23 protein-coding genes and 2 pseudogenes are annotated in these 21767 nt (G+C 71.6%); 10 read left to right on the forward strand and 15 right to left on the reverse strand.

The genetic code is table 11. The annotated features are described in order from the left end of the window. Position 1: 1 nt before the first annotated feature. From cysD to IE264_RS19380, 9 genes and pseudogenes are all read right to left on the reverse strand, one after another. Positions 2-937 carry a sulfate adenylyltransferase subunit CysD gene (gene cysD, locus IE264_RS19345; RefSeq protein WP_015612250.1) on the reverse strand — a complete coding sequence of 312 codons (936 nt, stop codon included), beginning with the start codon at positions 935-937 and terminating at the stop codon, positions 2-4. Continuing rightward, positions 934-1479 (reverse strand): adenylyl-sulfate kinase, encoded by a 546-nt coding sequence (gene cysC, locus IE264_RS19350; RefSeq protein ID WP_031127162.1) that lies wholly within the window; start codon positions 1477-1479, stop codon positions 934-936. The genes cysD and cysC overlap by 4 nt, the downstream gene beginning before the upstream one ends. A gap of 23 nt (positions 1480-1502) precedes the next feature. Beyond that, entirely contained in the window at positions 1503-2219 is a 717-nt protein-coding gene (locus tag IE264_RS19355) for a phosphoadenylyl-sulfate reductase (protein ID WP_032753670.1), read from the reverse strand. After that, the gene (locus tag IE264_RS19360) at positions 2216-2395 is read right to left on the reverse strand and encodes a hypothetical protein (RefSeq protein WP_007449013.1); all 180 of its coding nucleotides are present in this window, start codon (positions 2393-2395) and stop codon (positions 2216-2218) included. Before IE264_RS19360 ends, IE264_RS19355 begins: the two co-directional genes overlap by 4 nt. Further along, the gene (locus IE264_RS19365; RefSeq protein ID WP_032753674.1) at positions 2392-4089 is read right to left on the reverse strand and encodes a nitrite/sulfite reductase; all 1698 of its coding nucleotides are present in this window, start codon (positions 4087-4089) and stop codon (positions 2392-2394) included. Before IE264_RS19365 ends, IE264_RS19360 begins: the two co-directional genes overlap by 4 nt. 116 nt (positions 4090-4205) lie before the next feature. Then, positions 4206-4277: pseudogene (locus IE264_RS38685) on the reverse strand (putative leader peptide); the annotation flags it as partial. A gap of 209 nt (positions 4278-4486) precedes the next feature. After that, positions 4487-5101 carry a GNAT family N-acetyltransferase gene (locus IE264_RS19370; RefSeq protein ID WP_015612254.1) on the reverse strand — a complete coding sequence of 205 codons (615 nt, stop codon included), beginning with the start codon at positions 5099-5101 and terminating at the stop codon, positions 4487-4489. 73 nt (positions 5102-5174) lie between these two features. Then, a complete protein-coding gene (locus IE264_RS19375) occupies positions 5175-6467 on the reverse strand; it encodes a helix-turn-helix domain-containing protein (RefSeq protein ID WP_032753678.1) in 1293 nt (430 codons plus the stop codon). Between the two features lie 253 nt (positions 6468-6720). Next, on the reverse strand, positions 6721-8358 hold the full coding sequence (locus IE264_RS19380; RefSeq protein WP_015612256.1) for an acyl-CoA dehydrogenase family protein: 1638 nt from the start codon (positions 8356-8358) through the stop codon (positions 6721-6723). Between the two features lie 17 nt (positions 8359-8375). On the opposite strand from IE264_RS19380, the gene IE264_RS19385 reads away from it, so the two are divergent. Further along, the gene (locus IE264_RS19385; protein WP_190167671.1) at positions 8376-9596 is read left to right on the forward strand and encodes a YihY/virulence factor BrkB family protein; all 1221 of its coding nucleotides are present in this window, start codon (positions 8376-8378) and stop codon (positions 9594-9596) included. A 20-nt stretch (positions 9597-9616) separates the two neighbouring features. Further along, positions 9617-10388 (forward strand): annotated as a pseudogene (locus tag IE264_RS19390) (DUF6597 domain-containing transcriptional factor). Here IE264_RS19390 and IE264_RS19395 read toward each other — a convergent pair. From IE264_RS19395 to IE264_RS19410, 4 genes are all read right to left on the reverse strand, one after another. Beyond that, positions 10316-10720, reverse strand: coding sequence for a VOC family protein (locus IE264_RS19395; protein ID WP_015612259.1), 405 nt, complete (start codon positions 10718-10720; stop codon positions 10316-10318). The pseudogene IE264_RS19390 and the gene IE264_RS19395 overlap by 73 nt on opposite strands. 70 nt (positions 10721-10790) lie before the next feature. Beyond that, positions 10791-12338 carry a 3-hydroxyacyl-CoA dehydrogenase gene (locus IE264_RS19400; RefSeq protein ID WP_032753686.1) on the reverse strand — a complete coding sequence of 516 codons (1548 nt, stop codon included), beginning with the start codon at positions 12336-12338 and terminating at the stop codon, positions 10791-10793. Positions 12339-12381: 43 nt separating this feature from the next. After that, entirely contained in the window at positions 12382-13167 is a 786-nt protein-coding gene (locus tag IE264_RS19405; RefSeq protein WP_032753687.1) for a CoA-transferase subunit beta, read from the reverse strand. Next, positions 13164-14117 (reverse strand): CoA transferase subunit A, encoded by a 954-nt coding sequence (locus IE264_RS19410; protein ID WP_032753689.1) that lies wholly within the window; start codon positions 14115-14117, stop codon positions 13164-13166. Before IE264_RS19410 ends, IE264_RS19405 begins: the two co-directional genes overlap by 4 nt. 91 nt (positions 14118-14208) lie before the next feature. Here IE264_RS19410 and IE264_RS19415 point away from each other — a divergent pair, with 91 nt between their 5' ends. Then, positions 14209-15114 carry a LysR family transcriptional regulator gene (locus IE264_RS19415; RefSeq protein ID WP_032753692.1) on the forward strand — a complete coding sequence of 302 codons (906 nt, stop codon included), beginning with the start codon at positions 14209-14211 and terminating at the stop codon, positions 15112-15114. 162 nt (positions 15115-15276) lie between these two features. Next, positions 15277-16497 carry an acetyl-CoA C-acetyltransferase gene (locus IE264_RS19420; protein WP_032753695.1) on the forward strand — a complete coding sequence of 407 codons (1221 nt, stop codon included), beginning with the start codon at positions 15277-15279 and terminating at the stop codon, positions 16495-16497. 93 nt (positions 16498-16590) lie between these two features. On the opposite strand, the gene IE264_RS38550 is transcribed toward IE264_RS19420, so the two are convergent. After that, positions 16591-17517, reverse strand: coding sequence for a chaplin (locus tag IE264_RS38550; protein ID WP_032753698.1), 927 nt, complete (start codon positions 17515-17517; stop codon positions 16591-16593). A 607-nt stretch (positions 17518-18124) separates the two neighbouring features. Here IE264_RS38550 and IE264_RS19430 point away from each other — a divergent pair. The 6 genes from IE264_RS19430 to IE264_RS19455 all read left to right on the forward strand — a co-directional run bounded on the left by IE264_RS19430 (position 18125) and on the right by IE264_RS19455 (position 21034). Continuing rightward, positions 18125-18526 carry a rodlin gene (locus IE264_RS19430; protein ID WP_015612266.1) on the forward strand — a complete coding sequence of 134 codons (402 nt, stop codon included), beginning with the start codon at positions 18125-18127 and terminating at the stop codon, positions 18524-18526. Between the two features lie 303 nt (positions 18527-18829). After that, positions 18830-19063 carry a chaplin gene (locus IE264_RS19435; protein ID WP_031127181.1) on the forward strand — a complete coding sequence of 78 codons (234 nt, stop codon included), beginning with the start codon at positions 18830-18832 and terminating at the stop codon, positions 19061-19063. 264 nt (positions 19064-19327) lie between these two features. Beyond that, entirely contained in the window at positions 19328-19618 is a 291-nt protein-coding gene (locus tag IE264_RS19440) for a hypothetical protein (protein WP_015612268.1), read from the forward strand. A 69-nt stretch (positions 19619-19687) separates the two neighbouring features. After that, the gene (locus IE264_RS19445) at positions 19688-20098 is read left to right on the forward strand and encodes a rodlin (RefSeq protein WP_015612269.1); all 411 of its coding nucleotides are present in this window, start codon (positions 19688-19690) and stop codon (positions 20096-20098) included. Positions 20099-20285: 187 nt separating this feature from the next. Further along, positions 20286-20492 (forward strand): hypothetical protein, encoded by a 207-nt coding sequence (locus IE264_RS19450; protein WP_032753700.1) that lies wholly within the window; start codon positions 20286-20288, stop codon positions 20490-20492. Between the two features lie 134 nt (positions 20493-20626). Beyond that, on the forward strand, positions 20627-21034 hold the full coding sequence (locus IE264_RS19455; RefSeq protein WP_015612271.1) for a rodlin: 408 nt from the start codon (positions 20627-20629) through the stop codon (positions 21032-21034). A gap of 167 nt (positions 21035-21201) precedes the next feature. On the opposite strand, the gene IE264_RS19460 is transcribed toward IE264_RS19455, so the two are convergent. Beyond that, the gene (locus IE264_RS19460) at positions 21202-21702 is read right to left on the reverse strand and encodes a DUF5949 family protein (RefSeq protein ID WP_032753702.1); all 501 of its coding nucleotides are present in this window, start codon (positions 21700-21702) and stop codon (positions 21202-21204) included. Positions 21703-21767: the final 65 nt, after the last annotated feature.

The following is a 21767-nucleotide window of genomic DNA, read 5'->3' on the forward strand; positions in this document are numbered from 1 at the left end:
GTTAGAAGTACCCCTCGCGCTTGCGGTCTTCCATCGCGGCCTCGGACATCTTGTCGTCGGCGCGGGTCGCGCCCCGCTCGGTGAGCCGGGAGGCGGCGATCTCGGTGATCACGGCGTCCAGCGTGGTGGCGTCGGAGTCGACGGCCCCGGTGCAGGACATGTCACCGACCGTGCGGTAGCGCACCAGACGGGTCTCGGTGGACTCGTGCTCCTTGGGGCCGCCCCAGTGCCCGGCGGTCAGCCACATGCCGTTGCGGTTGAAGACCTCGCGCTCATGGGCGAAGTAGATCTCCGGGAGCTCGATCCCCTCGCGCTCGATGTACTGCCAGACGTCCAGCTCGGTCCAGTTGGAGATCGGGAAGACCCGGACGTGCTCGCCGGGGGCGTGCCGGCCGTTGTACAGCTGCCACAGCTCGGGGCGCTGGCGGCGCGGGTCCCACTGCGAGAACTCGTCGCGCAGCGAGAAGACCCGCTCCTTGGCGCGCGCCTTCTCCTCGTCGCGCCGCCCGCCGCCGAACACCGCGTCGAAGCGGTGCTGCTGGATCGCCTCGGTGAGCGGGACGGTCTGGAGCGGGTTGCGGGTGCCGTCGGGGCGCTCGCGGAGCTTCCCGGCGTCGATGTACTCCTGCACGGAGGCGACATGGAGCCGCAGCCCGTGCTTCTTCACCGTACGGTCGCGGTACTCCAGGACCTCGGGGAAGTTGTGCCCGGTGTCCACGTGCAGCAGCGTGAACGGCACCGGCGCGGGCGCGAACGCCTTCAGCGCCAGGTGCAGCATCACGATGGAGTCCTTGCCGCCGGAGAACAGGATCACCGGCCGCTCGAACTCCCCCGCCACCTCACGGAAGATGTGGACCGCCTCCGACTCCAGGGAGTCCAGGTGGCTGAGCGCGTACGGATTGACGGTGCCCTCCGGCACGGTGGTGACGGTGCTCACGCCAGGCCCCTCTCGGTGAGCAGCGCGTGGAGCGCCGCTGCGGACTCCTGCACGGTCTGCTGGTGCGACTCGATGCGCAGGTCGGGCGATTCGGGTGCCTCGTAGGGGTCGTCGACCCCGGTGAGACCGCTGATCTCGCCGGCCGCCTGCTTGGCGTAAAGACCCTTCACATCCCGTACGGAGCACACCTCGACGGGCGTCGCGACGTGTACCTCCAGGTAGCCGGTGGACTCGGCGGCGTGCCGCTTGCGGACCGCCTCGCGGCTGTCGGCGAACGGGGCGATGACGGGGACCAGCACCTTCACGCCGTTGGCGGCGAGCAGTTCGGCGACGAAGCCGATCCGGGCCACATTGGTGTGCCGGTCCTCACGGGAGAAGCCGAGCCCCGCGGAGAGGAACTCCCGGATCTCGTCGCCGTCGAGCACCTCCACCTTGTGGCCCTCGGTCCGCAGCCGGCCCGCCAGCTCGTACGCGATGGTGGTCTTGCCCGCGCTCGGCAGACCGGTCAGCCAGATGGTGGCTCCCGTCTCCGTCACGCTCATCGAACTCTCCTGATCAGTCGTCATCAGCCGTGCAGCCCGCATTCGGTCTTGCCGCGTCCGGCCCAGCGGCCGGCCCGTGCGTCCTCGCCCTCCAGCACCCGGCGGGTGCAGGGCGCGCAGCCGACGGAGGCGTAACCGTTCATCAGCAGCGGGTTGGTGAGCACCCCGTGCTCGGCGACGTAGGCGTCCACGTCGTCCTGGGTCCAGCGGGCGATGGGGGAGACCTTGACCTTGCGGCGCTTGGCGTCCCAGCCGACGACCGGGGTGCCGGCCCGGGTCGGGGACTCGTCGCGGCGCAGCCCCGTCGCCCATGCGGCGTACGCGGTCAGGCCGTCCTCCAACGGCTTGACCTTGCGCAGCGCGCAGCACAGGTCGGGGTCGCGGTCGTGCAGCTTCTCGCCGTGCTCCGCGTCCTGCTCGGCCACCGTTTTCCGGGGGGTGATCGTGATGACGTTGACGTCCATCACCGCGTCCACCGCGTCCCGGGTCCCGATGGTCTCGGGGAAGTGGTAGCCGGTGTCCAGGAAGACCACGTCCACGCCCGGCATCACCCGGGAGGCCAGGTGCGCGACCACGGCGTCCTCCATGGAGGAGGTGACGCAGAAGCGCGGCCCGAAGGTGTCGGTGGCCCACTTCAGGATCTCGGTGGCGGAGGCGTCCTCCAGCTCCCGGCCGGCCCGCTCGGCCAGCTCCTGGAGCTCGCTGTCCGTCAGCTCGCCGCTCAGCAGAGTGTCCGTCATATCCGGTCCCCTTCACCGTCGTTGCGCTGGACGCCCCGGGTCAGCAGACCCAGGAACTTCAGCTGGAACGCACGGTTGCAGGAGGCGCATTCCCAGGCGCCGTGGCCGGTCTCGTTGGGGCGCAGGTCCTCGTCGCCGCAGTACGGGCAGTAGAACGGGGCGGCTCGCTCGCTCATGACAGCGACTCCGCACTGGCGCGCGCCGCCCAGGTCGCGAAGCGCTCGCCGTCCTCGCGCTCCTCCTGGAACCGGCCGAGCACCCGCTCGACGTAGTCAGGCAGTTCGGCCGAAGTGACCTTCAGGCCACGGACCTTGCGGCCGAACCCGGCCTCAAGCCCGAGCGCGCCACCGAGGTGGACCTGGTAGCCCTCGACCTGGTTGCCCTCGCCGTCCAGCATCAGCTGGCCCTTGAGACCGATGTCCGCGACCTGGATCCGGGCGCAGGCGTTCGGGCAGCCGTTGATGTTGATGGTGATCGGCTGGTCGAACTCCGGGATGCGGCGCTCCAGTTCGTCGATGAGCGAGGCGCCGCGCGCCTTCGTCTCGACGATCGCCAGCTTGCAGAACTCGATGCCGGTGCAGGCCATCGTGCCGCGCCGGAACGGGGAGGGCGTGACCCGCAGGTCGAGCGCCTCCAGACCGGCGACCAGGGACTCGACCTGCTCCTCGGCCACGTCCAGCACGATCATCTTCTGCTCGGCGGTGGTGCGCACCCGGCCGGAGCCGTGCGCGTCGGCCAGCTCCGCGATCTTGGTGAGAGTGGTGCCGTCGACCCGGCCCACCCGCGCGGCGAAGCCGACGTAGAAGCGGCCGTCCTTCTGCCGGTGCACGCCGAGGTGGTCGCGCCAGGTCTGGGCGGGCTGCTCGGGCGCGGGGCCGTCGACCAGCTTGCGCTGGAGGTAGTCGTCCTCCAGGACCTGGCGGAACTTCTCCGCGCCCCAGTCCGCGACCAGGAACTTCAGCCGGGCGCGGGTGCGCAGCCGCCGGTAGCCGTAGTCGCGGAAGATCCCGATGACCCCGCCGTACACATCGGCCACCTCGTCCAGCGGCACCCAGGCGCCGAGGCGGACCCCGAGCTTGGGGTTGGTGGAGAGGCCGCCGCCGACCCAGAGGTCGAAGCCGGGGCCGTGCTCCGGGTGGTTCACGCCGACGAACGCGATGTCGTTGATCTCGTGCGCCACGTCCAGCTGAGGGGAGCCGGAGACGGCGGACTTGAACTTGCGGGGCAGGTTGGAGAAGTCGGGGTTGCCGATGAACCGGCGCTGGATCTCGTCGATCGCGGGGGTGCCGTCGATGATCTCGTTCTCGGCGATGCCCGCCACCGGGGAACCGAGGATCACGCGGGGCGTGTCACCGCAGGCCTCGGTGGTGGAGAGGCCCACCTCTTCGAGCCGGCGCCAGATCTCCGGCACGTCCTCGATCCGGATCCAGTGGTACTGCACGTTCTGCCGGTCGGTGAGGTCGGCGGTGCCGCGCGCGAACTCCTGGGAGATCTCACCGATCACCCGCAGCTGCTGCGTGGTCAGCCGGCCACCGTCGATCCGGACGCGCAGCATGAAGAACTTGTCGTCCAGCTCCTCCGGCTCCAGCACGGCCGTCTTGCCGCCGTCGATGCCGGGCTTGCGCTGGGTGTACAGCCCCCACCAGCGCATACGTCCGCGCAGGTCGTTGGGGTCGATGGAGTCGAAGCCGCGCTTGGAGTAGATCGTCTCGATACGTGTCCGTACGTTGAGACCGTCGTCGTCCTTCTTGAACTGCTCGTTCCCGTTGAGGGGCGTGTGGTGGCCCACGGCCCACTGACCCTCGCCACGGTGGCGTCCGGCCTTGCGGCGGGGCGTGGTGGTCGCAGGCTGTTCGGGGGTAGCGGCCATGACAGTACGTCCTTCGGGACTGCAGGAGGGCGGCTCTGAACCGCACACTCGCGCTGAGGCGCGGCGGTGCGCTGGGTTCGGCAGAGGTATGAGGGGGCGCGGCGGTGCTGGGACTCTCAGCCCGCCGGACAGATGGCGCTGGACATGCGGCAGAGGTCGACGTGGCGTCGACTCACCAAGGCAATTCCAGTTCCAGACATGACGGAAGCGTGTCACGCGGATCTCGGGGCAGTCCACCACTATCCACGATGTGGACGACATGGTCTCGCAGAATGAGACGATGTGGTATCGGTCACAGGTGGCGTCGGCGGCAATGGGGACAAAACGCCCGGCGGTGGAGCCGGAAGGACCCCGCCCGGACAGAACAGTGCAAAGGCCGGACGGAACGGTGGAAGGGTCAGACGCCGTACGCTCCCGGCCACGGTCCCGGAGTCGCCACGTCCGGCTCCAGCTCGGTCTTCGTGTCGAAGAGCCGGAAGCCCCGCCGCAGATAGTTGTCCATCGCGTACGGGCCGTCCTTGGAGCACGTGTGCAGCCACACCCGCTCCGTCCGCGGCCGCTCGGGCCACCGCTCCGCCAGGTCCCAGGCGCGCGCCACCCCGTACGAGAGGAGGTGGCCGCCGATCCGCCGCCCCCGGAAGGCCGGGATCAGCCCGAAGTACATGATCTCGACCACGCCGTCGTCCTGCGGGTCCAGCTCCACGTACCCGGCCGGCGTCCCGTTCACGTACGCCACCCAGGTCTCCGCCCCCGGCCGCTCCAGGGCCTCCTGCCACTGCGCGTACGTCAGCGCCAGCCGGTCGGTCCACCGGATGTCGCCGCCCACGGCGGAGTAGAGGAAGCGGCTGAACTCCGGCAGCACCACCTCGGACCGGACGATCCGTACATCGCCCTCCGGCGCGGTGGCGGGCCGCAGATCGGCGGGCGAGGTCTGCTCCAGCGACCAGACCGTCACCTCGGTCACCTCGGGCGCTTCGGTGGTGGCTGCGGGGGGCTGCACGGGGTTGCTCATGGCCGCCAGAAAACCATGCCGCCGCCCACCGGTGCACAGCGGGCCCGCCCGCCGGCCCGCCCATCGCCCCCGGTCAGGCCTGTGCCGCCCCCCGCCGCGCCCCCGTCACCACCGGCGCCTTCGAGTGCGGCAACAGGTCGGCGGGGTGCTCCGGCCGGACCACCTCCACCTCGACCCCCTCCCCGAAGCGGTACGGGCGGTGCGCCAGCACCTCCGCCAGATGGCGCCGGAGCCGGGAGACCTCGGCCCGTACGGTCACCGTCCGGGTCGCGTCGCCGAAGATGTCCTGCGCCAGCTCGGAGGCCGTACGCCCCTCCCGGTGCACCGCCAGCGCGTACAGCAGCTCCGCGTGGCGCGGCGAGAGCCGCTGCGTCGAGGTGCCCAGCGGGCCCACCAGATGCACGGCCAGCGCCCGCGGCCGGCTCAGGTCGAGCACCACCCGGCGCGGCGCCCCCTCCGCCGTGCTGTCCGACACCTGCACCAGCCAGCCGCCCGGCAGCGGCTCCACCCGGCACATGCCGAGCGAGGGCAGCCACACCCGGCCCGCCCGCAGCGACTTCGGCAGCGGCAGCCGGTCCACCGGCGGCATCCCCGTCACCGCCGCCAGCCAGCCGTGCGTGTCCACCGCCAGCGCCCGGCCCCCCAGCCGGCACAGGATCGGCGCCGCCACCGCGCGCAGCCGTTCGATCGCCACCAGGTGACGGGTGCGGATCTCGCCCTCGGCGAGCCGCGCCACCGAGTCCACCAGGGCCAGCGTCGCCGGATGGAAGGTGGAGGCCGGGCCGCTGATGTCGACGATGCCCACCAGCCGCCCGTCGCGCGGGTCACGGACCGGAGCCGCCGCGCAGGTCCAGTTGTGCAGGGCCCGGATGAAGTGCTCCGCCGAGTGGACCTGGATGGGTGCGCGGGCGGCCAGCGCCGTACCGATCGCGTTGGTCCCCGTCGCCTCCTCCGCCCAGGCGGCCCCCTCCTCCAGGCAGATGTCGTGGGCCCGGTGGAGCACCCCGGAGTTGCCCTGGCGCCACAGCACCCGGCCCTCCACATCGGTGACCACCATGATCTGCTGCGCCGCGTCGGCGATGGACGCGAGCCCCGCCCGCAGCAGCGGCATCACCTCGCCGAGCACCGTGCTGTGCCGCCGGTGCTCGATCTCCTCCACCTGCAGCAGCTCGCTCGAAGGCGACTGCTCGGGGTCGATGCCACTGCGCACCACCCGGTCCCAGGAGGCGTTGATCTCCGCCCGCGGGGCGACGGAGGACCGCTCGCCCGCCAGCCGGGCCTCCCTGGCCCGGTGCATCAGCCGGGCCGCGCGGTCGGCCTCGCGGCCGATCACCCGCACCCCTGCGGCAGAACGCTGCTCGCTCATGGTCCCCACCCGTTCCCCCCGAAACACTCCGCGCTCTGGCGGCCCCATCCTGCCGCTGCCCGGCCAACCCCACCTGGCAGTCCACACAATGGTTGCAACCCTTTGCAACTCTGGCGATGCCCCGCCGAACCGTACGAGAGTGGCAGCGTGCCGTACGCCGGGCCCGTGTCCGGCGTTCGGCACGGTTCAAGCATGGAGGGTGGTGCCGTGTCGGCGCAGCACCACCCTCCGTCGCTTGCCTCCGGCCCGGCGACTACTCCGCGACCGGCCGGGCCCGCGCCACCACCGAGGCCAGATCCAGACTGTGCGGCAGCGTCCCGAACGCCGTGCCCCAGTCCCGGCCCAGCCGCGAGGCGCAGAACGCGTCGGAGACCTCCGGCGGCGCCCACCGCACCAGCAGCGAACCCTGGAGCACCAGCGCCATCCGCTCCACCAGCCGCCGTGCCCGCGCCTCGATGCCCTCCAGGTCCGCCAGCTCGGTCAGCAGGTCCTTGATCGCCGCGTCCAGCCGGTGATCGGCCCCGCGCGCCTTCCCGACCTCCCGCAGGAACGCGTCGAGGGCCTGCGGCTCCCGCTGGAGCGCCCGCAGCACATCCAGCGCCTGTACGTTGCCCGAGCCCTCCCAGATCGAGTTGAGCGGCGCCTCACGCAGCAGCCGGGGCATCCCGGACTCCTCCACGTACCCGTTGCCGCCCAGGCACTCCAGCGCCTCACCGACGACCGGGGTACAGCGCTTGGTCACCCAGTACTTGGCGGCGGGCACCGCGATCCGCAGGAACGCCCGCTCCTCCTCGGTGTCCGTGTCGTACGCCGAGGCCAGCCGCATCGCCAGGACGGTCGCCGCCTCCGACTCCAGCGCCAGATCGGCCAGCACGTTGCGCATCAGCGGCTTGTCGATCAGCAGCCCGCCGAACGCACTGCGGTAGGTGGCGTGGTGGATCGCCTGCGCCACCGCCTGCCGCATCAGCGCCGCCGAACCCACCACGCAGTCCAGCCGGGTGGCCGCCACCATCTCGATGATGGTGCGCACCCCACGCCCCTCCTCGCCGACCCGGCGGGCCCAGGTCCCGTCGAACTCGACCTCGCCGGAGGCGTTGGACTTGTTGCCCAGCTTGTCCTTCAGCCGCTGGATCGCGAACACGTTGCGCGTACCGTCGGGCAGCGCGCGCGGAACCAGGAAGCACGTCAGCCCGCCCGGCGCCTGCGCCAGCACGAGGAACCCGTCCGACATCGGCGCCGAACAGAACCACTTGTGCCCGGTGAGCAGATACTCGCCCTCCCCGGAGAGAGGCTCCGCCCGCGTCGTGTTGGACCGCACATCGGTGCCGCCCTGCTTCTCCGTCATGCCCATCCCGAAGAGCACCCCGGCCTTCTCCGGCGCGGGCCGCAGCCCCTCCTCGTAGACGTACGAGGTCAGCTTCGGCTCCCACTCGGCGGCCAGCACCGGGTCGGTCCGCAGCGCGGGCACCGCGGCGTGCGTCATCGAGAGCGGGCAGCCGTGCCCCGCCTCGGCCTGCGTCCAGACCAGGAACCCGGCCGCACGCCGGACATGACCGGCCGGACGGCCCCAGGCGTCGGTCAGCCCGGCGGCGACCGCGTGCCCCAGGAGCCGGTGCCAGGACGGATGGAACTCCACTTCGTCGATCCGGTTCCCATACCGGTCATGGGTGCGCAGAACGGGCGGATGCTCGTTGGCCTGCGCACCCCACTCCTGGGCCTGCGCCGAACCCGCGGCCCGCCCGAGCGCCCCGAGTTCCTCCTGTGCCCCGGGCAGAACGCCCGGCTCGATGTGCCGCTCGACGGCCTCGGACAGGGCCCTGTCGGCGGTGTAGACGTCATAGCCGACCAGCGGCGGAACCTGATTGGTCACTGTGTGGGTGGTGGCTGCCATGCCGATACGGTAAGGAGGTGCAGGCAGCAAATGAAACACCCGAGCGGCCACCGGGCCGGCTCCACCGGGCCAGAGTCCTCTACCGCAACGTCTCCAAGCGGCGGATGGCGTGGCAGTTGCTCAAGGACACCGTCAACTCGTGCATCGAGTACCGGATCCTCGGGCTGGCGGCCGAGGCGGCGTTCTTCACCCTGCTCTCCCTGCCGCCGCTGCTGCTCGGCATGATCGGGCTGCTCGGTTACGTCGACGAGTGGACGACCACCACCACGGTCGCCTCCATCGAGCGCAACATCCTCTCGGCCTCGCAGACCGTGCTCTCCGAGCGCGGGGTCAACGACTTCGCCAAACCGCTGCTGGCCGACGTCACCACCGGCGCCCGCCCCGACATCATCTCCATCGGCTTCGCCATCGCCCTGTGGTCCGGCTCCCGCGCGGTGAACGTCTTCATCGACACCATCACCGTCATGTACGGCCTCGACGGCCACCGCGGCATCGTCAAGACCCGGCTGCTCGCCTTCCTGCTGTACGTCGTCGCCCTGCTGCTGGGCGCGGTGGTGCTGCCGCTGCTCGTCGTCGGCCCCGACCGGGTGGTCGAGTTCGTGCCCTGGGGCACCGAGGTCATCGCCGTCCTCTACTGGCCGCTGGTCATACTGCTGACCATCGCGTTCCTCACGACGCTCTACCACGTGTCCGTCCCCGTGCGATCGCCCTGGATCGAGGACGTCCCCGGCGCGCTCGTGGCGCTCGGGATGTGGGTGCTCGGCAGCTTCCTGCTGCGGATCTACCTCACCAACACCGTCGAAGGCCCCACGATCTACGGCTCCTTGGCGGCGCCCATCGCCGTCCTGCTGTGGATCGGTATCTCGGCCTTCGCCGTCCTGGTCGGCGCCGCGGTCAACGCGGCCATCGACCATGTGTGGCCCTCGCTCGCCACCGCCGCCGCCCGCGAGGCCACCGAACGCGTCCGGGCTGCGCAGGCAGCCGAGTTCGTCGCCCGGACCCGTCCGGCCTGGGAGGCCGCGAACGACGACGAGGACGACGAGGACGACGGCCCGGCCTACATGCCCTCGGAGTTCCCGGAGCGCTGGTCCCGCTTCCTGCCGCCCGACGACGTCAAGTCGCGGCTCCAGTCGACCTGGGAGAAGGAGCCCAAGGAGACCAAGGGCAGCAGGGAGAGCAACACCTCGGGCAGGGAGTCCGGGCACTCCCGGGACAACTCCGGACCGCCCCCCGCGTGACCCCGCGCTAGCGTGGAGACATGCCCCAGGAACGCCCGCGCTACCAGGAACGGCCCTCCCGGCTGCCCGGTGCCGTCGTCTGGACCTGGGACGCCCCCGAAGGCCCGCCGACGGCTCCCCGGTCCGTGCTGCCCGACGGCTGCATGGACCTGATCTGGACCGGCGGCCGCATCGTCGTCGCCGGGCCGGACACCCACGCCTTCGAAGTGGACCCGGAGAACCGGGGCTCCTGCGCCGCGATCCGGTTCGCCCCCGGCACCGCGCCCGTCCTCCTCGGCGTACCGGCGTCCCTGCTGCGTGACCACCGGGCCGACCTCGCCGACCTCTGGCCCTCCCCGGCCGTACGCCGCCTCACCGAGCGGATCGACGAGGCCTCCGACCCCGCAGCGGCCCTGGAACACTTCGCCCTGGACCGGATCGCCGACACCGGGCCCCCGGGACCCGCGAACGGTCGCCGTAGCGGAGGGACTGCGCCGGGGCCGCTCCGTCGCCGCGACGGCGGCGGAGGCCGGACTCGGCGCCCGCCAGCTCCACCGCCGCTCCCTGGCCGCCTTCGGCTACGGCCCCAAGACGCTGGCCCGGATCCTCCGCCTCCAGCGCGCCCTGGAACTCATCCGCACCGGCCTCCCGTACGCCGAAGCGGCCTGCACGGCAGGCTGCACCGACCAGGCCCACCTCGCCCGCGAGATGCGCGACCTGGCCGGCACGACCCTCGGGGCCTACTTCGGGGCGGGGGACGCGGACGCGAACAGCGAAACCCCGCAGCCGTCCGGGTCCAGCACCACCGCATAGCGCTGCCCCCACACCGCGTCCCACGGCTTCAGGTGCCCGGCGTACCCGGCACCGGTCAGCTCCGCGTACAGCGCGTCCACCTCCGCCGGGCTGTCGCAGACGAACGCCAGCCCCAGCCGCTCGCCGCCCGCCGGGCGCTCCCAGCTCGGGTCGAACGAGAGGATGACGTCCTCGGTGTCCCACAGCAGCCGCTGCCCGCCCGGCAGGACCACCTCCACATGCGGGGCGGACTCCGCCCCGGCCGGGATGTCGAGACCGAGCCTGCGGTAGAAGGCGAGCGAGGCCGCCAGGTCGGCCGTGATGATGCTGATCGCGTCGAGTCGTGGAGTCATGGAACGACCGTAGCCACCGGGCCTCCCCACGGTCTTGTACGAATCGGACGCGCGCGCGTCCGATTCGGGATCACCCCCAGCAGTCGCCCACCGGAGTCCCCGCCTCGGTCAGCGCGAGCCCCAGATCCGCCCGCTCAGTCACCCAGCGCGTCGGACGGTGGCGCGGGTCGCCCGTCGCCGCGTGCAGCGCCCGCTGGAGCTCCAGCAGCCGCCGGGCCCCGATCCGCTCGCCCCAGGCCAGCGGCCCGGCCGGATAGCCGAGCCCGGTCGTCACCGCCAGATCGATGTCGGCCGGGGTGGCGAGCGAGCGCTCCGCGATCGAGGCGCCGACCGCGACGACCGACGACAGCAGCCGCTGCGCGACCGAGCCCGCCGTGTCCCGCACCACGGTCACGGCGTGCGGCTCGTCCGCCGCCGCCCGCGCCAGCACCGCCCGGGCGTCCCGGGCGGCCGCAGGACCGGTGGCGGCCGTCACCGCGAGGACCCGCCGCCGTCCGGCCGCGGGCAGCACCTCCACGCCCATCGTCCGCTCCGGCGGCAGCCCGCCCGCCCGGATCGCGGCGGACACCGTCGTCCCCCACCCCGGCACCAGCACCAACGCCTCCGGGGACGGCCCCGCGCCCCGCTCGACCCGGACCCCCGCCGCCTCCAGCGCACCGGCGAGCGCGTCCACGTACGACGTCGTCTCCACGGACCCGCTCGGGGCCAGGAACACCGGCCGGTCACCGTCCCCGGTCACCGCCGGCTCCGGCGCGGGACCCCCGGCGTCCTCGCCGTACGCGTACCAGCCCTGCCCGGTCTTGCGGCCGTGCAGCCCGGCCACCACCCGGTTCGGCGTCAGGTAGGACGCGCGCAGCCGGTCCTCGTACCGGAAGCCCTGCCAGATCGAGTCGATCACCGCGGCCGTGACATCGAGACCGGTCAGGTCCATCAGCTCGAACGGGCCCATCCGCAGCCCCAGCACGTCCCGCGCGATCCGGTCGATGTCGGCGGGCCCCGCCACCGACTCCTCCAGCAGCGCGAGCGCCTCCGTCACCAGGCCGCGCCCCGCGTGGTTGACCAGGAAGCCGGGGGTGTCGGCCACGGTCACCGCCTTGTGCCCGCACCCCTCCACCAGCTCGGTCAGCGCGGCCGGGATCTCCGGCCGGGTCGCCGCGCCCGGCACCACCTCCACGATCCGCATCAGCGGCACCGGGTTGAAGAAGTGCAGCCCCGCCAGGCGCGAAGGGTCCTGGAGGGTGGCCGCGATCCGGGTCACCGACAGGGACGAGGTGTTGGTCGCGAAGACGGCGGAGGAGGGCAGCGCCCGCTCCAGCTTCCCGAACACCTCGGCCTTGGTCCCCAGGTCCTCCCGTACGGCCTCGATGACCAGCTCCACGTCCGGCCCGGCGGCCCACGGGTCCTCCAGCGGCACCAGCCGCGCCACGGACGCGTCCCGGTCCGCCGCGGACATCCGGCCCTTGGTCACCGCCCGGTCCAGCATCGAGACGACGAACTCCACGGCGTCCTTCACCGCTTCGGCCCGTACGTCTCCCAGCTCCACGGTGTGACCCGCGCTCGCCGCCCACTGGGCGATGCCGCGGCCCATGGCCCCGGCTCCGACGATCCTGATACGCATGGCAGTTGAGGTCCTTCCGGCGGAGACGGTCATGAAGCGGTTGTCAGCGGAGGTAGACACGGTGGGGGTCGACATCGTCGCGCAGGAGCCGCAGCTCCGCATCCGTGGGCGGTTCCACCGTCGTGACCGCATCGGCCACCTTCAGCTCCCAGCCGGTGGCGGCCCGGACCTGCTCGACGGTGACCCCGGGGTGCACGGCCACCAGCCGCAGCTCGTCGCCCACCCCGTCGCGGGCGAGGACGCCGAGCTCGGTGATGACCCGGGTGACGCCGGCGCCGAAGGGGCGGATGCCGTCCGCGAGAGCCCGGTCGGGACCGGGCGTCGTACAGAAGTCGAGCTCTCCGGCGAAGGAGCGCGGAGTGTGGCGGCGCATCACGACGAAGACCTCCCGGGCGTTGGCCATCACCTCGACCGCGCCCCCGGAGCCCGGCAGCCGTACCGCCGGACTCGCCCACTCCCCGATCACCGAGGTGTTGAGGCTGCCCCACCGGTCGATCTGCGCGGCCCCCAGGAACCCCACGTCGATATGGCCGCCCTGGAGCACACAGCCGAACAGCGCGGGCATCGACAGCACCGCCTCGGCGCCCGTGATCAGCACCGCGTCCGCGATGGTCTCCGGCAGATGGGAGGGGTGCGCCCCGCAGACCCCGGACTCGTACACCACCTCAATCTCCGGCGCGACGGTCAGATGTGCCAGCTCGGCGGCGAGCGTCGGCAGCCCGATCCCCGCGAACACGGTCCGGCGGCCCGCCAGTTCGCGCGCGGCGACGACGGAGAGCAGCTCCGACGAGGTGACGGCCCCCGTGGTCTTCGTACGCTCCTCGCTCACAGCCGCCTCCCGTAGTTCACCGGCTCGCTCAGCGCCTCGCCGACCGCGAGGCCGGCCCAGAACTCCTCGCCGAGCCTCGTCACGTACTCCGCGTGGTCGGCGGTCCCGTACACCCACTCCGCCAGCCACTCCCGCAGCCGCACCGGGTCCTTGCTGATCGCGGACCAGGCCCGGTAGAAGGCGTTGTCCCGGTCGTAGTAGCCCTGCGCGAACGAGGGGTGCGCCCCGCGCGGGCAGAGCACCACCGCGTCGACCGCGTGGGCGGGGACGAGGGTACGGTTCGGATCCGCGCGGACCACCTCGTCCGACACCAGCTCCTCCACCACCACGACCGCCTTCTCCGCCGCGTACACCGCCTCGGCCTGGATGCCGGTCAGCCCCCAGATCTGGGTGTTGCCCCGGCGGTCGGCGCGCTGGGCGTGGATGATCGTCACGTCCGGGTTGACGGGCGGTACGACGTAGATCTGCTCGGTGGACCCGTCGGCGGCCGGATAGGGCGAGGCGACCTTGCGGATCCCGGGGCTGACGGACGGCAGGTCGCTGCCCGCGTACGAACGCAGCGGGTAGAACGGCAGCCGCTGCGACCCCGCGAGGTAGCGGCAGATCATCCCGTAGTGGCTGTACTCCTCGAACGCCAGCGGCTCGGGGTCGGCGTGCTCGATCCGCCGCCGCAGCTCCCCGAGCGAACCGGCGGAGGAGTTCCCCACGAAGGAGGAGACCAGCCGCGTCACGCACCCGGCCGCCAGCATCTGGTCCACCACGATGTCCGCCGTCATCCGGACGACCGTGAGATCCCGGCGGCCCTGCCGGATGATCTCGTGCCCGGCGGCGGTCGGGATGAGATGGGTGAACCCTTCGAGGCTCACGGTGTCCCCGTCGTGGACGAAGGCGGCGACGGCCTCCCTCATCGACATGACCTTGCCGGCCGTCCGGTCCACGGTTCTCCTCATCGTCCGCATACGCGGACCCCACGGTGTCAGCACCCATTGATGGCTGTCCAATACCGAATTAAGGTCGGATCGAGACGCCAGGAGTATGAATATGGAGCTACGCCACCTCAACGCGTTCCTCGCCGTGGCCGAGGAACTGCACTTCGGCCGGGCCGCCAAGCGGCTCCAGATGGCCCAGCCACCGCTGAGCCAGCAGATCCGCCAGCTGGAGAAGGAGCTCGGCGTCCAGCTCTTCCGCCGCAACACCCGCTCGGTCCGGCTCACCAGCGCGGGGGAGTCCTTTCTCGAACCCGTAAGGACCGTCCTCGACGACCTCGACACCGCCGTCCGGGCCGCCAGATCGGCGGGGAGGGGCGAGTACGGCCGGGTCACCATCGGCTTCGCCGGGGCCTCCAGCCACGAGACGCTGCCCCAGCTCACCCGGGCCGTGCGCGCCGCCCACCCCGGGCTCGAACTCGTCATGACCGGCCAGACGTACGCCAACACCGCACTGTCCCGGGTCGCGGACGGCTCGCTCGACCTCGGCTTCGTCCGGCTGCCGGTGACCCGGCCCGGCGTCGCCCACCGGGTGATCGACGAGGAGGAGCTGGTCTGCGCCCTGCCCTCCGACCACCCGCTCGCCCGGCGCGGGACCGTACCGCTCGACGTACTCGCCGGCGAACCGTTCGTCTCCTTCCCCGCCAACTCCGGCTCCACCGTCCGCGACGCCATGACCGAGGCCTGCGAGAGCGCCGGGTTCACCCCGCGCGTCGTCCAGGAGGCCCCCGACTCGTACACGATCCTCGCCCTCGTCGCCGCCGGGGTGGGCGTCACCCTCACGGTCACCTCGGTCCAGCACATCCAGCAGAACGGCCTGGTCTACCGCCCCCTCGCCGGGCCCCCGATCCGCCTCCGGGCGGCCCTGGCCTGGCGCGCCGACAACCCCTCCGCCGCCCTGCGCGCGGTCCTCGCCGTGGCGGAGGAAGCGCTGCCGACCCCCACGCAGACCCCCGATTGAGACGCGGAACCTCTCGATCCGGCGCACATTCGATATTGGACCGACTCAGTCCCGAAATGCGAAGGTCATCCGGGAGGCCCTCCGGAACGTGACCCGAGGTGAAAGGCCACCGACCGCCCGAACCCGCCCGTACCGTCACAGCCCTGAAGGAAAGGCCCCGCCGTGCCGCTCGAAGTCGTCATCTGCGAACCGCTGCGCACCCCCATCGGCCGCTTCGGCGGAGCGTTCGCGCAGCAGACACCGGCCTCGCTCGCCGCGCACGTCGTCGCCGAGGTCGTCGCCCGCACGGGCATCGACCCTGACCGGGTCGACGAGGTGATCCTCGGCCACGCCTACCCCTCGTCCGACGCACCCGCCATCGGCCGGGTCGCCGCCCTGGACGCCGGGCTCCCCACCACCGTCACCGGCTCCCAGATCGACCGCCGCTGCGGCTCGGGGCTCCAGGCGGTCCTGGACGCGGCGATGCAGATCAGGACCGGCTTCAGCGAGGTGGTGATCGCCGGCGGCGTCGACGTCATGAGCGCCGCGCCCTACTACACCCACGACGGACGCTGGGGCATCAAGGGCCCCGGCCTCCAGCTCCACGACTCCCTCGCCCGGGGCCGGGTCACCGCCGGAGGCGTCCACCACCCGGTCCCCGGCGGCATGATCGAGACCGCCGAGAACCTGCGCCGGGAGTACGGGATCAGCCGCGCCGACCAGGACGCCCTGGCCCTGCGCTCGCAGCACCGGGCGGCCCGTGCCGCGGCCGAGGGGCGGTACGAGGCGGAGACCGCCCCCGTCACCGTACGCACCCGCAGGGGCGAGACCGTCGTCTCGGCCGACGAGCACCCCCGCCCCGACACCACCGCCGAGCAACTCGCCGCCCTCCGCCCGGTGATGGCGAAGTCCGACCCGGAGGCCACCGTCACGGCGGGCAACGCCAGCGGCCAGAACGACGCGGCCGCCGCCTGCCTCGTCACCAGCGCCGGGACCGCGGAACGCCTCGGCCTCACCCCGCTCGTCCGGCTCGTCTCGTGCGCCCGCGCGGGGGTCCCCGCCGCCACCATGGGCATCGCCCCCGTCGCCGCGACCCGCACGGCACTGGACCGCGCCGGACTCATCCTTGCCGACCTCGACCTGATCGAGCTGAACGAGGCGTTCGCCGCCCAAGTGCTCGCCTGCACACGGGAGCTGGGCCTCGGCGAGACCGACCACGAACAGCGGATCAACGTCAACGGCTCGGGCATCTCGCTGGGCCACCCGGTCGGCGCCACCGGAGCCCGCATCCTCGCCACCCTCACCCGCGAACTGCACCGCCGCGAGGGCCGTTACGGCCTGGAGACGATGTGCATCGGCGGCGGCCAGGCGCTCGCCGCGGTCTTCGAGCGCGTCGCCCGCTGACGGCGGCCCCGGCCTCCTTCTCCGGGCGCGCGAAAGGTCCGGCCGGACAGTCCCCGCTGTCCGGCCGGACCTCGTTCCTGCGGTGGCCGGCTATCAGTCCCGCGCGTTACGGGTGCGGCGCATCAGCACCGTCCCGCCGAGCAGCAGTGCGGCACTCGCGCCTGCCGCCAGGCCGAGACCGGCCGCACCGGTGTCGGCCAGGCCCGGGGTGCCGGAGCCGGGGGTGTGCGTACCCGGGGTGTTCGATCCGGGGGTGCCGGTGGGCGGCTGCGCGGTCGGGGGCTCGTCGACCGGCGGCTCGTCGACCGGGGGCTCCTGGGTCGGCGGCTCGTCCACCGGCGGCTCCTGGGTCGGGGGCTCCTCGGTGGGGGGCTCGTCGACCGGCGGCTCCTGGGTCGGGGGCTCCTCCGTGGGAGGCTCCTCGATCGGGGGCTCCTCGGTGGGCGGCTCCTCGACCGGGGGCTCCTCGGTCGGCGGCTCCTCCGTGGGCGGCTCCTCGGTGGGCGGCTCGACCGGAGGCTCGACCGGCGGCTCGGTGGGCGGGTAGTCGTCCTTCGGGCCGCTCACGTTCGCGCACTTGTTGCCGAAGGCCGGGTTGAGCGCACCGATGACGTTCACGGTGTTGCCGCACACGTTCAACGGGACGTGCACGGGGGCCTGGACCAGGTTCCCGGAGAGCACCCCGGGGGAGCCGACCGCCGCACCCTCGGCGCTGGAGCCGCCCGTGCCGTTCCCGCCGCCGTTGCCGTATCCGTAACCGTCGTCGTGGCCGCTGGAGCTCACGTTCTTGCAGGCGTTGCCGAACGTGGGGTTCAACAGGGCGATCACATTGACGGTGTTGCCGCACGCGTTGACCGGGACGTGCACCGGCACCTGCACGGCATTGCCCGAGCCGACGCCCGGCGAACCGACGGCAGCGCCCTCGGCCGACGCGTCGGCGTACGCGGAGCCGCCGGCCGCGGCCAGGAGGCCCGACGCGGCCGCCATGACGATCATGCTTTTATTCAAGGCCTGTCGCATTACTTGCCCTTCCTTAGGACATTCGCGAGGACATTCGCGTGGGTGCTACGCGCGCGGAGCCGTCGGGTGGTGCCGCTGCTGTGGCGGACCCCCGGATCCCCCACGGGAAGCCATGGTGAAAGTCGTGAACACATGCGCGCTGGACGACTGCCATAACGATCGAAGGCCACGCGGGAAACTCGGAGAGGCGTGGAAGTTATGTAATCACCCGAACGGATGGATTAGGTGAACCGTGCCCTGACCCGGCCGCCGTTGAAGGGAAACGATTCAGCCCCAACTTTCCTTTGCATAAGCGGTGTTGACCTTGAGGTGGGCGCCGCGGCGATGGGTGCGCGGGGAGACGGCGTACCGGGCACGTCGACCCGTTCGGACGAACGCACCGGACGATGTGTCCGCAATTCCTTCACGAACAGATGGTCGTGCGAACAGAGGTGGTGCTAAAGGTGTGCGGTGCTAAAGGCGTGCGAAGGCGGAGCCGGACCGGTCGCGCTCCCGCGCCGTGCGCCCCCTGAGCCCGGCATTCGGGTGAATGCACGGAACCAAACACCCGGTGCCGAGTTGACCAGGGCGCCCCGCTACGGGGCAACCAGTACGAGAAGGGTTAATCGTGATCAAGAAGGTTCTGGCTACGGGCGCTGTCGCCGCCTCCATCCTCGGGCTCGGCTCGACGCAGGCCATGGCGATCAGTAACGACGGAGGCACTACCTCGGTCAACGGCAACGGCGCTTCGCAGTCGTACGGCAACTCCGAGACCCACGGTGACTGGAGCCCGCAGTTCGGCCTGATCCAGGGCTCGCTCAACAAGCCCTGCATCGCCCTGCCGGCCAAGGCGAACCTCGGTTCGCTCGTCGGCCTCGTGCCGATCGCGGTCCAGGACATCAACGTCCTGTCCTCGCCGCAGAACCAGCAGTGCACCGAGAACTCCACCCAGGCCAAGGGTGACGAGGCCCTGTCCCACATCCTGGAGGACATCCCGATCCTCTCGGGCAACGGTGCCGGCAACGGCTGATCCGCAGCCGTCCTACTCGGGCCCGGGCCATCGGCGTTCCTCCACCGAGCGGCCCGGGTCCGTCGTCTTCCCGGGAATGCGGCCGTCGGCCTTCCGTCCGCATTCCCCACCGCACGGCCCCAAGGCCCCACGGGCATTGCGGCATTCGGGCGGAAATCCGGGAATCCGCCCGTCGAACAGTTTCGATCCCGGGCGTTCATCGTTAGGTAGGACAGCGCCGGAGTCACGAGCGATCAGGACCTGGCTCGGGCGGGCACGACAGTCGTGACCGCACCGGACTCCGCCGAGGAAAGGGACAAAAAAGTGAAGTACACCAAGGTTGCCGCAGTCGCCGCCGGAACCCTCATGGCGATGGGTGCCGCCGCGCCGGCCATGGCCGACTCGGGTGCCGAGGCCATCGCCGCGGGCTCCCCGGGCGTGCTGTCGGGCAACGTCGTGCAGGTGCCGGTGCACATCCCGGTCAACGTCTGCGGCAACACCGTCAACGTGATCGGCCTGCTGAACCCGACCTTCGGCAACACCTGCATCAACGCGTGAAAACCGACCGGTCCGGGCCTTCGCGCCCGGACCGGTCCCGCCCCGGACGGCAATGGCCGTCCGGGGCTTCTGCGTTGTCCGCGCAATTCCTCCCGCCGTCCGTCGCGGAAACCTTCCGCCGGAGAAAGTCGTGCGGGCGCAGTTTCCCGCACGCGGCCTGATCGTTATCCCTGAGGAAAGCGGCAGAAGTCACAGGTAAAGAAAGCTTGTGTGCGGCACGGAGACGTGACCGAAGCAGACGCCGCGCAGAAGGGAACCAGAAAAGTGAAGTACGCGAAGACCGCCGCCCTCGTTGCCGGTTCCGTGGCTGCCCTCGGAGCGGCCGCTCCCGCCTTCGCCGTTACTACCCCCACGGCCCCGAGCTTCAGCCTCGACAGTGGCCTCAACCAGGTGATGGCCAGTGCCCCGCAGGTCGTGGACCCCCTCGTGGACACGGTCGCCGAGACCACCGAGACGGTCTCGAAGGACGGCACGGTCGGCAAGCTGGCGGGCCAGGCAACCGGTGCGGCCGAGAGTGCCACTCCGCTGCTCGGTGGGGTTCCCCTCGGCGGCTGACCGCCGCAGCACGACCGTTCCTCCCTGGTTCCTCGATCGATACGCATCACTCCCCAGAAGGGCTCTTTCATGTTCAAGAAGATCATGGCCTCGGCAGCTGTCGCTGTCTCGGTCGTCGGTGTCTCCGCTGCGGCCGCCCCCTCCGCCATGGCCATCGCCAACGACGGCGGTACCACCACGGTGAACGGCAACGGCGCCTCGCAGGCCTACGGCAACTCCGAGACCCACGGTGACTGGAGCCCGCAGTTCGCGCTGATCCAGGGCTCGCTCAACAAGCCCTGCATCGCCCTGCCGGCCAAGGCGAACCTCGGTTCGCTCGTCGGCCTCGTGCCGATCTCGGTCCAGGACATCAACGTCCTGTCCTCGCCGCAGAACCAGCAGTGCACCGAGAACTCCACCCAGGCCAAGGGTGACGAGGCTCTGTCGCACCTCCTGAACGACATCCCGATCCTCTCCGGCAACGGTGCCGGCAACAACTGAGACCGGGTAGTCCCGGTCCGCACCGCGTGACCGCGTGGGGCCAGTCCATCCGCACGGCGACCGTTCTTCGCCGGCCCGGAGGGACTGGCCCTTCGTCGTGTGCCGTCGCCTCCGGCCGGTCCACCCGGTTGGGCCGGATGCCGTAGCCCCGGCTGACGATCCGCCCCGGTCCGGGTAGTGCCTCTCCATGGATCCGTACGACAGTCAGACCCCGCAGAGCAGAGAGCAGTGGCCCGCACCGGGCGGCACACCGATCTACGACCGGCTCGTCGCCGAGTGGCGGGCCGCCGGGCACGACAGCCCCCTCCCCGAACCGCACCAGGAGCCCGCCCCCCGCCGCAGCGGCGGATTCGTACCGGCGGCGCGCACCTCGGACCAGGTCCCCGGGAGCTGAGGCCCCTGGCGACTGGGGAGTGGCGTCGACCTTGCGCCGGAACAAACCCATTTGAGTGGTACTGCGCAACCGATCGGGCACCCCGGCAGTTGATCAGTACGTTCCACAACGGGACGCTCCGAAAGGTGAAGTTGATGAAGAAGATTATGGCCGGCGCTGCAGTGGCCGTGTCCCTGCTCGGTCTGTCCGCAGTCGCGGCTCCCACGGCCATGGCGATCGGCAACGACGGTGGCACCACCACGGTCAACGGCAACGGTGCCGAGTCGGAGATCGGCAACGCCGAGACCGAGGGCGACTGGAGCCCGCAGAACCAGCTCGTCCAGGGCACCCTGAACAAGCTCTGCGTCGGCCTGCCGCTCAAGGCCAACGTCGGTTCGCTCGTCGGCCTCGTGCCGATCGCGGTCCAGGACGTCAACGTCCTGTCCAACCCGCAGAACCAGCAGTGCGCCGACAACTCCACCCAGGCCAAGGGCGACGAGCCGCTCTCGCACATCCTGGACGACATCCCGGTTCTCTCGGGCAACGGCGTCGGCAACAACTGACGTACCACTGCCTGACGCAGTGAGCGCGGGCGGTCCGGGGTGCACCCCCGGGCCGCCCGCCCTCGTTGTCACGGCACCGCGCCCGTCGCGGCACCGGGACACGGCGATGCCCACCACTCCACGGGGGGTGGTGGGCATCGCCGTGTCCGGGCGGCCAGTGGGGAAGGTCAGCCGAGGGAGCGGACCGGGAGCAGGCAGTGGGCGGCGGTGCGCACGACCTCTTCGTTCGCCGCGAAGGCCCGCAGCTGGTCCTCGCTGACGGGCTGCCCCGGAACGGCCTCCGGCCACGGGGTGGTGGCGAACATGCCGTACACCTGCCCCTGCCCCAGGGCGGCTGCGAGCCACTCCGGAGGGGCCGGGTACTGCGCCTTGAGGTGAGGCATCGTCAGGACGGCCTGGCCCGCCTGGACGAGGAGCTTCGCCTGGATGCCCGGGGCCTCGGCCGCGTCCTGGATCGGGCCGCCGGCCTGGAGGCCCGCCCGCTCCAGCGCGATGCGCAGCGCGTTCCGGCCGACCTCCGGGCCGTCCTGGCCGTCGCCCAGCGAGTAGGCGAGGAGGTAGGCGGTGTCCTGGTCGGCGCCGGGCTGCCGGCTGCTCCAGCCGATCAGGATCTGGGTGCCCAACTGGGCCGGTGTGAACGTGCCGGTGGAGGTCTGAGGTGTGGTCATGACCGGCACCCTAACGGCCCCGGACCGGTCGCTATGCATGCGTATCACCCGATCGTGGGAGATCG

The organism is Streptomyces microflavus (genome assembly GCF_014650075.1).
In the GTDB taxonomy this organism is placed as follows: domain Bacteria; phylum Actinomycetota; class Actinomycetes; order Streptomycetales; family Streptomycetaceae; genus Streptomyces; species Streptomyces microflavus.